The 14243-nt window shown below is 64.1% G+C and carries 13 protein-coding genes and 1 pseudogene; 6 read left to right on the top strand and 8 right to left on the bottom strand.

Going from position 1 to position 14243, the window contains the following annotated elements; translation table 11 throughout:
* Nucleotides 1–81: 81 nt before the first annotated feature.
* From F474_RS11750 to tkt, 5 genes and pseudogenes are all read right to left on the bottom strand, one after another.
* Nucleotides 82–414 (bottom strand): MliC family protein, encoded by a 333-nt coding sequence (locus tag F474_RS11750; RefSeq protein WP_097084575.1) that lies wholly within the window; start codon nt 412–414, stop codon nt 82–84.
* 329 nt (nt 415–743) lie between these two features.
* Complete coding sequence (locus tag F474_RS11740; protein WP_097084573.1) at nt 744–965, bottom strand: lipoprotein; 222 nt, start codon at nt 963–965, stop codon at nt 744–746.
* A gap of 5 nt (nt 966–970) precedes the next feature.
* Complete coding sequence (locus F474_RS11735; protein ID WP_097084572.1) at nt 971–2134, bottom strand: phosphoglycerate kinase; 1164 nt, start codon at nt 2132–2134, stop codon at nt 971–973.
* 3 nt (nt 2135–2137) lie between these two features.
* Nucleotides 2138–3203, bottom strand: a pseudogene (gene epd, locus F474_RS11730) (erythrose-4-phosphate dehydrogenase).
* Nucleotides 3204–3263: 60 nt separating this feature from the next.
* Nucleotides 3264–5261 carry a transketolase gene (gene tkt / locus F474_RS11725; RefSeq protein ID WP_097084570.1) on the bottom strand — a complete coding sequence of 666 codons (1998 nt, stop codon included), beginning with the start codon at nt 5259–5261 and terminating at the stop codon, nt 3264–3266.
* A gap of 230 nt (nt 5262–5491) precedes the next feature.
* On the opposite strand from tkt, the gene F474_RS11720 reads away from it, so the two are divergent.
* From F474_RS11720 to F474_RS11705, 4 genes are all read left to right on the top strand, one after another.
* The gene (locus F474_RS11720) at nt 5492–6487 is read left to right on the top strand and encodes a metalloregulator ArsR/SmtB family transcription factor (RefSeq protein ID WP_097084781.1); all 996 of its coding nucleotides are present in this window, start codon (nt 5492–5494) and stop codon (nt 6485–6487) included.
* 20 nt (nt 6488–6507) lie between these two features.
* Nucleotides 6508–7698 (top strand): methionine adenosyltransferase, encoded by a 1191-nt coding sequence (metK, locus tag F474_RS11715; protein WP_097084569.1) that lies wholly within the window; start codon nt 6508–6510, stop codon nt 7696–7698.
* Between the two features lie 92 nt (nt 7699–7790).
* Nucleotides 7791–9521: an NAD-dependent DNA ligase LigB gene (ligB, locus tag F474_RS11710; protein WP_097084568.1), complete on the top strand. Its 1731-nt coding sequence runs from the start codon at nt 7791–7793 to the stop codon at nt 9519–9521.
* A 13-nt stretch (nt 9522–9534) separates the two neighbouring features.
* A complete protein-coding gene (locus F474_RS11705) occupies nt 9535–9918 on the top strand; it encodes a DUF1090 domain-containing protein (RefSeq protein ID WP_097084567.1) in 384 nt (127 codons plus the stop codon).
* 4 nt (nt 9919–9922) lie between these two features.
* On the opposite strand, the gene F474_RS11700 is transcribed toward F474_RS11705, so the two are convergent.
* From F474_RS11700 to F474_RS11690, 3 genes are read right to left on the bottom strand one after another with little or no spacing between them, the layout of a single operon-like run.
* Nucleotides 9923–10309, bottom strand: a complete 387-nt coding sequence (locus F474_RS11700) for an MAPEG family protein (protein WP_097084566.1) — start codon at nt 10307–10309, stop codon at nt 9923–9925.
* Between the two features lie 27 nt (nt 10310–10336).
* Nucleotides 10337–11278 (bottom strand): DMT family transporter, encoded by a 942-nt coding sequence (locus tag F474_RS11695; RefSeq protein WP_097084565.1) that lies wholly within the window; start codon nt 11276–11278, stop codon nt 10337–10339.
* An 18-nt stretch (nt 11279–11296) separates the two neighbouring features.
* Nucleotides 11297–11959 (bottom strand): GntR family transcriptional regulator, encoded by a 663-nt coding sequence (locus tag F474_RS11690; RefSeq protein WP_097084564.1) that lies wholly within the window; start codon nt 11957–11959, stop codon nt 11297–11299.
* Between the two features lie 260 nt (nt 11960–12219).
* Between F474_RS11690 and F474_RS11685 the strand changes: the two genes are divergently transcribed.
* Nucleotides 12220–13452: an NRAMP family divalent metal transporter gene (locus F474_RS11685; RefSeq protein WP_097084563.1), complete on the top strand. Its 1233-nt coding sequence runs from the start codon at nt 12220–12222 to the stop codon at nt 13450–13452.
* 20 nt (nt 13453–13472) lie between these two features.
* Complete coding sequence (locus F474_RS11680; RefSeq protein ID WP_097084562.1) at nt 13473–14243, top strand: LamB/YcsF family protein; 771 nt, start codon at nt 13473–13475, stop codon at nt 14241–14243.

Genomic DNA, 14243 nt, shown 5'->3' with positions numbered 1-14243 from the left:
TCGTTTATGCCGTGCAGGGCCAAAGGGCAACCTGCCGTTCATGCGTTTCAAATTCGTACGGCCCACCCGACAGGTTTGCCGTTATCTCGCCTTGCAGCCACGGCCAATCAGGTCATTGGTAGCGACCCAATACACCAGCCCTTCACCACCTTGGTTATCGAAGGCCAACACGCCGTCACTGAACAAGGTGCCCTGTGCGGCGCCTGGTTCGGCACGCAAGTTGTACAGCTGCTCGCTGCCATCCAGGCGCGCCTCGACTACATCATGCTGTGCCGACGCATAGCGCCACTGCACACCCGCCTGGCTGTCGCACGTCCAGTGCGACCAGCCCTCGTTCGCCTTCTGCGGCGTTGGCTGGAACCAGGCGCAACCGCCCAGCACCGCGCAACACACAAGGCCCGCTGCCCTTCTCATCAACACTCCAGGTCTATCTGCTCGCCCCGGCCGGCCCTCAAGCCGACGCGACACAAGCTACTGCGACTCACAATTTTGCATTTTGTTACCGCCTCCGGTCGGATCACCGGTGGCATTGGTTTGAACACGTTGGTTGTCCTGGCTGCTAGGTGTGGCCACCGAAGCGGGGCTGAACACTTCACAGGTCTTGGCGCGGTCGCCGCCAAACACTGAACAACCTTGCAAAGCCAGGCAAGCGATCAGGGCCGTTGCTGCAATTCTCATGGTGAGCTCCTTTCACGAACGTGAGTGACACTAACCATGCAGACCACAAGCGCGCGCTGAAATTGCTACGGGCAGCCACTTCCCGCTGCCTGTGCCTCAGGGTCGTAGCGCTCCAGCGCCTCCTGGCCCTGACGCTTGCTGATCACCGGCGCCGTCTCGGCCTGCCACCCCGCTTGGCGACAACCACCGCCGGCCGGCGCCTCGGGCCCGGGTGGCTCCGACACCGGTTTACCCGAGCACGCCGCCAACAGCGCGGCGAGCCCGAGGACGGCTATAGGCCTGTTCATCGCCTTCAACCCTTGGCGCGCTGTTCCAGCACTTCCACAGCAGGCAGCACCTTCCCTTCGACGAACTCAAGGAAAGCGCCACCGCCGGTGGAAATGTAGGAAATGCGATCGCTGACGCCGTATTTGTCGATGGCCGCCAGGGTGTCGCCGCCACCGGCGATGGAGAATGCCGGGCTGTCAGCCACGGCCAGGGCGAGTGCTTTGGTGCCCTCGCCGAACTGGTCGAACTCGAAAACGCCTACCGGGCCGTTCCAGAGAATGGTCTTGGAGGCTTTGAGCAACTCAGCGAACTGGGCGGCCGTTTTAGGGCCGATGTCCAGGATCATGTCGTCATCGGCGACGTCGTCGACAGCCTTGATGGTTGCTTCGGCATCCTCGGCAAAGGCCTTGGCAACCACCACGTCTACCGGCAGCGGCACGCTCACCTTGGCGGCGATGGCCTTGGCGGTGTCTACCAGGTCGGCCTCGTACAGCGATTTGCCCACTTTCTTGCCCGCTGCCGCCAGGAAGGTATTGGCGATGCCGCCGCCGACGATCAACTGGTCGCACACGGTGCTCAGGCTGTTCAGCACGTCGAGCTTGGTCGACACCTTAGAGCCCGCAACGATCGCCGCCATCGGCTTGGCCGGCGCCTTCAGGGCCTTGCCCAGAGCGTCGAGCTCAGCCGCCAGCAGCGGGCCGGCGGCCGCGACCTTGGCAAATTTGGCAACACCGTGGGTAGAGCCTTCGGCGCGGTGGGCGGTGCCGAAGGCGTCCATCACGAACACGTCGCACAGCGCAGCGTATTGCTTGGCCAGCTCATCGGCGTTCTTTTTCTCGCCCTTGTTGAAACGCACATTCTCGAACAGCACCACGCTACCGGGGGCCACCTCGGCACCGCCGAGGTAATCCTTCACCAGAGGCACGTCGCGGCCCAAGGCCTTGGCCAGGTAGTCGGCAACCGGCTTGAGGCTGTTTTCTTCGGAAAACTCACCCTCAGTCGGGCGGCCCAGGTGCGAACACACCATGACCGCCGCGCCCTTCTCCAGCGCAAGCTTGATGGTCGGCAGCGAAGCGACGATGCGAGCGTCGCTGGTGACCTTGCCATCCTTGACTGGCACATTGAGGTCTTCACGGATCAGGACGCGCTTGCCGGCGAGGTCCAGGTCGGTCATTTTCAACACAGTCATGTGTCAGTCCTTAGGCAGTTTGGCTGTTGGGTGAGTTGATGCCGAGCAAGTGCGCCGCGACATCGAGCATGCGATTGGCAAAGCCCCATTCGTTATCGAACCAGGCCAGCAGGTTCACGAGCCGGGGGCCGGAAACGCGTGTCTGGCTGGCGTCCACGATGGCCGAATGCGGGTCATGGTTGAAATCACAACTTGCGTGCGGCAGCTGGGTATAGGCCAGCAGGCCCTTGAGCGGCCCGACGGTGGCTGCATCGTGCAGTATCTGGTTGACCTCATGGGCGCTGGTATCGCGGCCCACCTGCAGGGTGATGTCCAGGCACGAAACGTTGACCGTCGGAACACGTACCGCTTTGGCCTGAATTCGGCCGGCAAGTTCCGGAAGCAGGCGTTCAATCCCGCGCGCCAGCCCTGTCGACACCGGAATCACCGACTGGAAGGCCGAGCGCGTGCGGCGCAGGTCTTCATGGTGATAGGCGTCGATCACCGGCTGGTCGTTCATCGCCGAGTGGATCGTGGTGATCGAGGCGTACTCGATACCCAACGCACGGTCCAGCAGGCGCAACAGCGGCACTGCGCAGTTGGTGGTGCAAGAGGCGTTGGACACCAGGCGCTCGGCACCGGTGAGCTGTTGCTGATTGATGCCGAAGACCACCGTGGCGTCGACATCCGCCTCGCTGGCCATGGGCTGAGAGAACAACACCCGCGGCGCACCGGCCGCGAGAAAACGCTCGCCGTCGGCCCGGGTGTGCCAGGCGCCGGAACATTCCAGCACCAGGTCGAGATTCAAGGCTGCCCAGTCGACACCTTCTGGCTCGGCACTGCGCAGCACGCGCAGGCTGTCGCCGTGCACGTTCAAACGGTCACCTTCGATACGCACCTCGCCGGGAAACCGGCCATGGGTGGAATCGAAGCGGGTGAGGTATTCGAGGCTTGGCAGGTCGGCCAGGTCGTTCAGGGCGACCACTTCGATGCCGTCGCGCTCGCCCCGTTCATACAGCGCGCGCAACACGCAGCGGCCAATACGACCGTAACCATTGAGTGCAACTTTGTAGGGGCGCGTGGAGGGCATCGAGCAGGCTCTGGGTAGGCGGGACGCCAGCCGGCACACGGGGTGCCGGCTGGCCGTGCATCAGTCTTCCAGCAGTTCGTTGGCCTGGGCGACGATGTTGTCGACCGTGAAACCGAACTCTTCGAACAGCTGAGCTGCCGGCGCCGACTCACCGAAGGTGGTCATGCCGATGATGCGGCCCTCGAGGCCCACGTACTTGTACCAGAAGTCGGCATGGGCAGCCTCGATGGCAACCCGCGCGCTGACTTCAAGCGGCAGCACGGCCTGCTTGTAGGCAGCGTCCTGCTGGTCGAACACGCTGGTGCTCGGCATCGACACCACGCGCACCTTGCGGCCACTCGCGGTGAGCTGGTCGAACGCCTGCACTGCCAGCCCTACTTCGGAACCGGTGGCGATCAGGATCAGCTCCGGCTCGCCGCTGCAGTCCTTGAGCACATAGCCACCCTTGGCGACGTTTGCCAGCTGCTCGGCATCGCGGGCCTGGTGCGGCAGGTTCTGGCGAGAGAACACCAGTGCCGAGGGGCCGTCGTTGCGCTCGATGGCGTACTTCCAGGCGATGGCCGATTCGACGGCATCCGCCGGGCGCCAGGTGTCGAGGTTGGGCGTGCCGCGAAGGCTGGCCAGCTGCTCGATAGGCTGGTGGGTGGGGCCGTCTTCGCCCAGGCCGATGGAATCGTGAGTGAAGACGTACAGCACGCGTTTTTTCATCAGTGCCGACATGCGCACTGCATTGCGGGCGTATTCCATGAAGATCAGGAAGGTCGCGCCGTATGGCACGAAGCCGCCGTGCAGGGCGATGCCGTTCATGATGGCGCTCATGCCGAACTCGCGCACGCCGTAGTACATGTAGTTGCCGGCGGCGTCTTCGGCGCTCACACCCTTGCAGCCTTTCCACAGCGTGAGGTTGGAGCCGGCCAGGTCAGCCGAGCCACCCAGCAGCTCAGGCAGCAGCGGGCCATAGGCGTTGAGGGCGTTCTGGCTGGCCTTGCGGCTGGCGATGGTCTCGCCCTTGGCGGCCACTTCGGCGACCCAGGCAGCGGCTTTTTCGGAGAAATCGGCTGGCAGCTCGCCGCTTACACGGCGGATCAGCTCGTTGGCAAGCTCGGGGAAGGCGGCGGAGTAAGCGGCGAAACGCTGGTCCCACTCGGCCTCGGCGGCCGCGCCCTTCTCGCGTGCATTCCACTCGGCGTAGATGTCTTCGGGAATTTCGAACGGGCCATGGTTCCAGCCCAGCGCCTGGCGGGTGGCGGCGATTTCATCGGCCCCCAGCGGAGCACCGTGGCACTCTTCCTTGCCTTGCTTGTTGGGCGAACCAAAGCCAATGACGGTCTTGCAGCAGATCAGCGTGGGCTGCTCGCTCTTGCGCGCGGTTTCGATGGCGGTCTTGATCTCGTCGGCGTCATGGCCGTCGACGTTACGGATCACCTGCCAGCCGTAGGCTTCGAAACGCTTGGGCGTATCGTCGTTGAACCAGCCTTCGACTTCACCGTCGATGGAGATGCCGTTGTCGTCGTAGAAGGCGATCAGCTTGCCCAGGCCCAGCGTACCGGCCAGCGAGCATACTTCGTGGGAGATGCCTTCCATCATGCAGCCATCACCCAGGAACACATAGGTGTTGTGGTCGACGATGTTATGGCCGGGGCGGTTGAACTGAGCACCCAGCACCTTCTCGGCGATGGCGAAGCCCACGGCATTGGCGATGCCCTGGCCCAGCGGGCCGGTGGTGGTTTCGACGCCGGGGGTGTAGCCATACTCGGGATGGCCCGGGGTCCGGCTGTGCAACTGGCGGAAGTTCTTCAGATCATCGATGGACAGGTCGTAGCCGGTCAGGTGCAGCAGGGAATAGACCAGCATCGAACCGTGACCGTTGGACATGACGAAACGGTCGCGGTCAACGAACGACGGGTTGGCCGGGTTGTGCTTGAGAAAGTCACGCCACAGGACTTCGGCGATGTCCGCCATACCCATGGGAGCGCCGGGGTGGCCGCTGTTGGCTTTCTGTACCGCATCCATGCTCAGTGCACGGATGGCGTTGGCACGCTCACGACGGCTGGGCATCGTTTGTCTCCAGTATTAGATGAAACGGCAAAGGCCGGCATTTTCTATCACCGGCCCCGTGGGGGCAATCAAAGATGACAGCACAGCATAAGTGTATCGTTTCAGCCAGCGAGGCATCACGGGCTTTTTAACTGCATCGCAGCCGCGAACCCACCCACTCGGCAGCCTATATCAAAAAGTTTTGATATAGGCCTTGCGAGGTGGGCAACCTGCTCCTAGACTCCATGGCCATGAACCACATTGCCACGGCGCTCGCGCCCGCCCCCTTCGATGAGTTGTCCGCACTGGCCAAGGCCAGCGGCGACCCTCTGCGCCTGAGCGTGCTGCGGGCGCTGGCAGATTCCTCGTTCGGCGTGCTCGAGCTGGCCAGCATTTTCGATATCAAGCAGTCGGGCATGAGCCACCACCTCAAGGTGCTGGCCCAGGCCGGCCTGGTGACCACCCGCCGCGAAGGCAATGCCATTTTCTATCGCCGCACCTTGCCGGCCCCGTCACAACTGGGCGGCCACTTGCACAAGGCGCTGCTCGAAGAAGTCGATCGCATTGGGCTGCCTGCGGCAACGCTGGGCCGGTTGGCCTCGGTGGAAAGCCAGCGAGCCCATACGCGGCAAAACTTCTATTCGCGCATGGAAGAGAAATTCCGTGCCCAGCAAGACCTGATCGCAGGCCTTGCGCAGTATCGGGAAAGCCTGCTGGCGCTGATCGACAAACGCGCGTTCAGCCCGGCCGCCACGGCACTGGAAGTCGGCCCCGGCGACGGAGAGTTCCTGCCTGACCTTGCCGAGCGGTTCCGCAGCGTCAGCGCGGTAGACAACGACGCCAGCATGCTGGAGCTGGCTCGCGCTCTGTGCGAGAGCCAGCGTTTGTCTAATGTAAAACTGCACCTGGCCGATGCGTTGGGTTCAGAGGCGATCACGGGCGACTGCGTGGTGCTGAACATGGTGCTGCATCACTTCAGCGACCCTGCCACCGCACTGTGCAGGCTTGCCGCAAGGGTAAACCCGGGCGGTTGCCTGCTGATCACCGATCTATGCAGCCACAACCAGGATTGGGCCAGGGAGGCTTGTGGTGATCTCTGGCTAGGGTTTGAACAGCATGACCTGGCCCAGTGGGCCACCGCAGCGGGCCTCGTGCCCGGAGACGGCCTCTACGTAGGCCTGCGAAACGGTTTCCAGATCCAGGCACGCCTTTTCGAGCGGCCTTCTGGCACTCCTCACCATCGGTAAAAACTCAGGAAGCCCTCGAGATGAGCGAATACTCCCTTTTCACCTCCGAGTCTGTGTCCGAAGGGCACCCGGACAAAATCGCCGACCAGATTTCCGACGCCGTACTCGACGCGATCATCACTCAGGACAAACACGCCCGCGTAGCCGTCGAAACCCTGGTCAAGACCGGCGTCGCCATCGTTGCCGGCGAAGTCACCACCAGCGCCTGGGTCGACCTCGAGCAGATCGTCCGCGACGTGATCTGCGACATCGGCTACACCAGCTCCGACGTAGGCTTCGACGGCGCCACCTGTGGCGTGATGAACATCATCGGCAAGCAGTCGCCCGACATCAACCAGGGTGTCGACCGTGCCAAGCCAGAAGATCAGGGCGCGGGCGACCAGGGCCTGATGTTCGGCTACGCCAGCAACGAAACCGATGTGCTGATGCCTGCCCCCATTCGTTTCTCCCACGCGCTGGTCGAGCGCCAGGCCGAGGCGCGCAAGTCGGGCCTCCTGCCATGGCTGCGCCCGGACGCCAAGTCTCAAGTCACCTGCCGCTACGACGGCGGCAAGGTCGTGGGCATCGACGCGGTCGTGCTCTCCACCCAGCACAACCCGGAGGTGAAATACACCGACCTGCGTGAAGGCGTGATGGAGCTGATCGTCAAGCACTGCCTGCCGGCCGAGCTGCTGCACAAGGACACCCAGTTCCACATCAACCCCACCGGCCAGTTCATCATCGGCGGCCCGGTCGGTGACTGCGGCCTGACCGGCCGCAAGATCATCGTCGACAGCTATGGCGGCATGGCCCGCCACGGCGGCGGTGCGTTCTCCGGCAAAGACCCGTCCAAGGTCGATCGCTCTGCCGCCTACGCTGGCCGTTATGTGGCCAAGAACATCGTGGCAGCCGGCCTCGCCGACCGCTGCGAGATCCAGGTGTCCTATGCAATCGGCGTGGCGCAGCCCACCTCGATTTCGCTGAACACCTTCGGTACTGGCAAATTGAGCGACGAGAAGATCATCCAGCTGGTACGCGAGCATTTCGACCTTCGCCCGTACGCCATCACCCGCATGCTCGACCTGCTGCACCCGATGTACCGCGCCACCGCCGCCTACGGCCACTTCGGCCGCAACCCGTACGAGCTGACCGTCGGTGATGACACCTTCAGCACCTTCACCTGGGAGAAGACCGACCGGGCAGAAGCACTGCGAGCCAGCGCCGGGCTGTAAAACCAGCGAAACGCCCTGAAAAAACCTCCCCTGCCCGGGAGGTTTTTTCGTTCTACCCTTGCTCCGACCACTCCGAGCAAGGACGCTCTTCCATGGCCACCGCCCTGCAGGTTCTTTTGCTGTTCACACTCTTGACCGGTACCGCTCAGGCAAGCCCCTGCCCCGGCTGGCCGCATCAGGAAGCAGCGCAAAAGCTGCGAAATCTGGAGGCGCAGCTACGTCACTGGAATCAGCGTTACCACAGCGACGGCGTCAGTGAAGTCGCCGACTCCACCTACGATCAAGCCGAGCAGCGCCTGGCCGAGCTGCGCCGCTGCTACCCCGACATCCCGCTCGCCGGGCTTGAGCCGCTGGCCACGGCAAGCGGGCCGGTTCGCCACCCCGTGCCCCATACCGGTGTGCACAAACTGGAAAGCGAGGCTGCAGTGGCGGCCTGGCTCAATGGCCGGGAGGGTGTCTGGGCCCAGCCCAAGGTCGACGGTGTGGCTGCCACGGTAATCTACAAGGGTGGCCGCCTCGCTCAGGTGATCAGCCGCGGCAACGGCACACACGGCCACGACTGGACCGCCAATGCCCAAGGAATCGACGGGCTCCCCACCGAACTGCCAGAACCTCTGGATCTTCTGCTGCAGGGCGAAATTTTCCGCATCGAAGCCAACCATGTTCAGGCAGAGCGGGGCTCGGCCAACGCCCGTTCGCAGGTGGCTGGATGGATGGCGCGCAAACGCGCGGGCCGCCCGCCATCCGGGAGCCTGGGCTTTTTCGCCTGGGATTGGCCAGAGGGCCCGGCAGAGCTCCCGGACAGGCTAGCGGCCCTGGCGCGGCTCGGGTTCGGCCTGGCAAGCCAATACAGCCAGCGTGTCGAAGGCCTCGAACAAGCCATCCAGTGGCGCGATACCTGGCACACGACACCGCTGCCCTTCGCCACCGACGGCATCATCCTGCGCGACAGCAGGCGCCCGCAGGCCCGCCAATGGCAAGCACGGGCGCCCTACTGGATCGCTGCGTGGAAGTACGCCCCACGTACCGCGCTGGCCTCTGTCAAGGCTGTCGATTTCAAAGTGGGGCGCACGGGGCGAGTGACACCCATGCTGCAACTGGTGCCCGCCAGGCTCGACGATCGCACCGTGCGTACAGTCAGCGTCGGCAGTGTCGCGCGCTGGCGCGAGCTCGACATCCGCCCTGGGGACCACGTGGTGATCGAGCTCGCCGGGCAGACCATCCCGCAGGTTCAGAGCGTGGCTTGGCGTGCGGCCCCACGGCCACCGTTGCCGGCACTGCCCAAGGCCAAAAACCCACTGGGCTGTTGGCGCCCCGAGCCAGGCTGCGAGGCCCAATTCCTTGCGCGCCTGAGCTGGTTGGGCAAGCGCGGGCACATGGATTTTTCAGGCATCGGGCCCGCCAGCTGGCAAAAGTTGATCGATGCCGGGCGATTACCCCATCTGTTGGCCTGGCTCGAGCTCGACGCCGCAGCGCTGGAGCAAGTGCCGGGCATAGGGCCAGCCCAGGCGCAACACATGGCCGAGCGCTTTGCCACGGCCCGTTCACAACCCTTCACCCGTTGGCTCAAGGCTCTTGGGCTGCCCCCTACGGGCAACGCAGCATTGGGGGAACACTGGCAACCCTTGGCCGAGCGTTCCCGCCAGGCGTGGGAACGCGAAGCTGGCATTGGCCCCCTGCGCGCCGAACGCCTGGAAAACTTCTTTTCGCACCCTGACGTTGCCGCACTGGCCAACTATCTTGAACGTCAGAAAGTTTCAGCCTTTTCGCGCTTGGAATTTGCGCCGGTTATCCGGTCCAATAGCTCGTTTGATCGCCCTTGAACCTGGAGCCACCATGATTCCCAAACGTCTTCTACCCCTACTGGCCGGCCTGATGTTGAGCCCGCTTGCCTTGGCTGACGAGCCCGAGCCGCTAAAGGGGTGTGCCGCAAAGGAAGCCCGCGTCCGTGAAGAGATGGCCGCGGCACCGGCAGGGAGCGCGCAACAGGCCGGCTTGCAAGAGGCTCTGGAGAACATCCAGCGCAATTGCAATGACAGCTCACTGCACAAGGAGCGGGAGAACAAGGTGCTGGACGCCAAACGTGAAGTCAGCCAACGCCAGGCGGATCTGGACAAGGCGATCAAAAAGGGCGACCCGGAGAAGATCGACAAGCGCAAGAACAAGCTCGCCGACGCCCGCAAGCAACTGCAAGAGGCCGTGGACGAGCTGGATCAATAGCCCGCTACGCGGCTACCACGAACAGCGAAATCACCAGCACCAACCCGATAATCCATACCAGCGACCGTAGCCGGGCGTAGTCACCCAGGTAGCACAGGATATACAGCACCCGGCTGACGATGAACGCCACGGCAAGGCTGTCGACCGTGCCTTGCTGCGCCCCACCGGCCAGGCTGGCGATGATCACCGCAGCGGCGAAGCCTGGCAACGCCTCGAAACTGTTGAGCTGCGCGGCATGGGCGCGGCGCGGTAGGCCCTGCAGGCCATCCTGGAAGCCCCGGGGGTCGTGGTTGGCCTTGCGGTCGAAGCGGCCGCTGGCCGCCTTGGCAATGCTCGTACACACGTACGGCAAAATGATCGCGATCAGCACGCACCAGTAGGCAATGGTCATCGGGCAGCTCCTTGGCTTGGGTGCCCGTCAGGGCAGTCGTTTCGCTGAATTTCGAGCCAACAGTGCAGCGAACAGTTCCCGCCCGCTCACCATCATGATCCCTAGCATCACCAAGGCCGCCCCTAACAGGAAGCCAGGTTCCACCTCTTCACCCAGCAATACCACACCCGCCAGAATGCCGAACAGCGGTGTCATGAACGAAAGCACGCCCAGCCGCGACGCCAGGTAGTGGCGCAGCAGCCAGAACCAGGCGAGGAAGCTGGCGAAGCCCACTACGAAAGTCTGGAAGGCCAGGCTTGCCCAGGTGACTGCAGCCGGCTCGAAGCTCAGCTGGTCTGTCAGGGCGGCAGCGCCCAGCAAGGCCACAAAGGCAGTGGCCAACTGATAAAACAGCACCTGGGTCGCTGGCAGCCGGGCGAGTGCCGTACAGCGCACCGCCACGGTCGTGGCGCCCCAGGCCATTGCGGCGAGCAGGCCCAGTGCATCGCCCAGCAACATGTCGCCGCCTGCCCCGGCGAAGCCGCCCAGCGCTCGTTCGGCAAAGGCTGCGACCACGCCGCAGAACGCCAAGGCGATACCCAGCCACTGCAGCGGTTGCAAGCGCTCGGCAGGCAGCACCCAGTGCAGGCCTACCGCGGCGAAGATCGGCGCGGTGTAGAGGAAAATCACCATGTGCGAAGCGCTGGTATGGCGCAGGCCCTCACCCACCAGCAGAAACTCCAGGGCAAACAGCCCGCCCACCAGCAGGCCGAAGCGCCATACGCCGCCGCGCCAGGCGAACCCTGCGCGCTGCAGGCAGATCAATGCCCCCACCAGCAGCGCCGCCCCACCGGAGCGCAGGCCGATCTGAAGCACCGGCGCGGCATGATCGGCAGCCAGCTTGATCGCGATCTGCTGCAGCGCCCAGATGGCGCACAGTAGGGTCATCAATGCGATGGCGCGGCCATCGAGGGCCTTGGGATGGGTCACGGAGGCTCCTTGGAAAGGTCAGCGCTTCAAGCGGTCGTAGGCAGCCAGCACCGTGCGCTCGGACTGCACCAGGTAGCTGTCGAGCAAGCGCGTCGCTTCGCCCGCGCGGCCCTGTTCCAGGCTGCGCGCGATCGCGGCGTTCATGTCGACGTAAGGCGCATGGAGAAATTCGGCATTGTTGAGCAGGCCGAAAGCCAACCGCAGCTCGGCGGAAATCTGCGCGTAAAAGGCCACCAGGCGGGGGCTGTCGGCCAGCTCCACGATTGCGGTGTGGAAGGCCATGTTGGCCGTGCCCACGGCGACCCAATCCTGGCGTTCCCGGGCCAGCTGTGCTGCCTGCACCGCAGCCCGCATCTTCGCTGCGCCTGGGTGCTGGGGGTAGGACTTGGCCAGCGCCTGGCATTCGATGAAACGCCGCAGCCGGTAGATATCGATGATCGAGGCCATGTCCGGCACTGCCACGGTCACGCCGCGGTTGGGCTCATGCTTGAGCAGGCCCTCTTGGGTCAGCACGCGAAAGGCCTCACGCAGGGTGTTGCGCGAGATATCCAGGCTTTCCGCCAGCGCCGCCTCAGACAACCGTTGGCCCGGCACCAGCTCGCCCTCCTCCAGCATCCGGCGGATCTGTTGAATTACGGATTCCCCCAAGGTACGAGGGGAAGAATGAGGAAGGTCGTTCATGGGGCGTCCGGCTGGGTACGTTAGGCCGGTGGATCTTCCTCTACTGACTGCGCCAATGACAAGGACGGCAGGAGCAGGCCGTGCGTCATCCGGTAGCACTGGCGTGTACCCGGGTAACAAATTGGTGCATTTTGTAGGCTGCAAACTTATAGATTGTTGAACAATCTACGCCCTCTACCTTAACCATTCCCCGCGTTTTCACGCCCGGTGGCATGGCTATTGCTCTGGCTTGCAGACCTCCAACTCCGGGATTGCTTGCCGTGACACAGACCGCGACCGAATTCACCAAAGCACGCCGTTCATCATTGATAGCCGCTGTTTTCATGATGGCCACGTCCGCCATGGGCCCGGGGTTTCTTACCCAGACCGCCACCTTTACCGCCACCCTGGGCGCCGCCTTCGCCTTCGGCATCCTGGCCTCGGTGCTGATCGATTTCGTCGTTCAGCTCAATGTCTGGCGGATCGTCACACTCACCCGCATGCGCGCTTCCGATCTTGCCAACGAGGCGATACCAGGCAGCGGCTACCTACTGGCGGGGCTGGTGATTTTCGGTGGCCTGGTGTTCAGCCTCGGCAACATCGCCGGCGCCGGCCTGGGCCTGAATGCCCTCACTGGCCTAGACCCAAAATGGGGCGGCACCCTCAGTGCGCTGCTGGCGATCGGTATTTTCGTATCGCGCCGGGCTGGCATGGCCATGGACCGGGCGATGATCCTGCTGGGCATTCTCAAGGTCGGGCTGATCCTATTCGCCTGCTTTGCCTCGCACCCCCCGCTGGGTGAGGCCCTGCGCCAAGCGGTATGGCCCGACTTCGTCGATTTCGCGGCGGTCACCACCATCGTCGGCGGCACGGTCGGCGGCTACATCACCTATGCCGGTGCCCATCGCCTGCTTGACCGGGGCACCGTCGGCGTGGAGCACATCGACGCGGTCTCCCGTGCCGCGCTGAACGGCATTCTGGTCACCGGGGTCGCTCGTTTCGTGTTGTTCCTGGCAATCCTCGGTGTCGTTGCCAGCGGCGTAGTGATCGACGTGTCCGGCCAGGGTGCCAACCCGGCAGCACAAGCCTTTGGCGCCGCCGCCGGCCGCGCGGGCCTGATCGGTTTCGGCCTGGTGATGTGGGCGGCAGGTATCAGCAGCATCATCGGTGCCTCCTATACGTCCATGTCGTTCATCAACACCTTCGCCCCGCGCATCAGCGAACGGGGCCGCAACCTGGCCACGGTCGCATTCATTCTGGCCGCAGTCGCGGTCTACCTGGTGCTGGGCAAGCCGCCAGCAGCGCTGCTGGTGTTCGCCGGCGGCTTCAACGGCCTGATTTTGCCGATCGGCCTGAGCTTGTTCATGTACGTCGGCTGGCGCCGCGCCGACCTGATGGATGGCTACCACTATCCACGCTGGCTGTTGGTATTGGGGGTATTGACCTGCATGCTGTCGTGGTACATGGCGTTCAAATCCGCCGGCGCCATTTTCGCCTACATCGGCGCGGCCTGAATTCTAGGGAGAAGCAACTGATGCGAACCATCGATCTGAACAGCGACCTGGGCGAGAGCTTTGGCGCCTGGCACATGGGCGATGACGAGGCGATGCTCGATATTGTCAGCAGCGCCAACATCGCCTGCGGTTTCCACGCCGGTGACCCCGCCGGGTTGCGGCGTACGGTACAGAGCGCCGCCCGACGCGGCGTGGCCATCGGTGCGCATGTGGCCTACCCCGACCTGGTGGGCTTCGGCCGCCGCAACATGGACGTCGCCTCGGAGCAACTGACCAGCGACGTGATCTACCAGATCGGCGCGCTGCAGGGGTTGGCCCGCAGTGCCGGCGCCCAGGTCAGTTACGTCAAGCCCCATGGCGCGCTGTACAACACCATCGCCCATGACCGCCGCCAGGCCGATGCGGTGATACAGGCCCTGTTGCAATTGGACCCGGCGCTCACACTGGTCGCGCTGGCCAACTCGCCGCTGATTGGCTGGGCGCGCGACGCCGGGCTGCGCTGCGTGGCAGAAGCGTTCGCCGACCGCGCCTACACCCCGGAAGGCACGCTGCTGCCGCGCAATCAGCCCGGCGCAGTGCTGCACGATGCCGAGCAGGTCGCGCAACGCCTGTTGCGCTGGGTGCGCGAAGGGGTGATGCAGGCGCACGATGGCTCGCTGGTGCCCATCGAAGCCGACTCGATCTGCGTACATGGCGATAGCCCCGGAGCCGTGGCCATGGCGCAGGTGATCAAGCAACGCTTCGATCAGGAAGGCCTGCATATCGCGGCCTTCGCCAGCGCCGCACACTAG

It is taken from the genome of Pseudomonas sp. URIL14HWK12:I12 (assembly GCF_003097135.1).
Lineage (GTDB): Bacteria > Pseudomonadota > Gammaproteobacteria > Pseudomonadales > Pseudomonadaceae > Aquipseudomonas.
The sequence above is the reverse complement of the archived record's forward strand: the minus strand, read 5'-3'. Positions and strand labels throughout refer to the sequence as shown.

Bases quoted from the DNA above. Each gene is read 5' to 3' on its own strand.
- F474_RS11700 (WP_097084566.1), bottom strand. From the start codon at position 10,309: ATGACCATTGCCTACTGGTGCGTGCTGATCGCGATCATTTTGCCGTAC.
- F474_RS11680 (WP_097084562.1), top strand. From the start codon at position 13,473: ATGCGAACCATCGATCTGAACAGCGACCTGGGCGAGAGCTTTGGCGCC.
- tkt (WP_097084570.1), bottom strand. From the start codon at position 5,261: ATGCCCAGCCGTCGTGAGCGTGCCAACGCCATCCGTGCACTGAGCATG.
- F474_RS11740 (WP_097084573.1), bottom strand. From the start codon at position 965: ATGAACAGGCCTATAGCCGTCCTCGGGCTCGCCGCGCTGTTGGCGGCG.
- F474_RS11750 (WP_097084575.1), bottom strand. From the start codon at position 414: ATGAGAAGGGCAGCGGGCCTTGTGTGTTGCGCGGTGCTGGGCGGTTGC.
- F474_RS11690 (WP_097084564.1), bottom strand. From the start codon at position 11,959: ATGAACGACCTTCCTCATTCTTCCCCTCGTACCTTGGGGGAATCCGTA.
- F474_RS11705 (WP_097084567.1), top strand. From the start codon at position 9,535: ATGATTCCCAAACGTCTTCTACCCCTACTGGCCGGCCTGATGTTGAGC.
- metK (WP_097084569.1), top strand. From the start codon at position 6,508: ATGAGCGAATACTCCCTTTTCACCTCCGAGTCTGTGTCCGAAGGGCAC.
- F474_RS11735 (WP_097084572.1), bottom strand. From the start codon at position 2,134: ATGACTGTGTTGAAAATGACCGACCTGGACCTCGCCGGCAAGCGCGTC.
- F474_RS11720 (WP_097084781.1), top strand. From the start codon at position 5,492: ATGAACCACATTGCCACGGCGCTCGCGCCCGCCCCCTTCGATGAGTTG.
- ligB (WP_097084568.1), top strand. From the start codon at position 7,791: ATGGCCACCGCCCTGCAGGTTCTTTTGCTGTTCACACTCTTGACCGGT.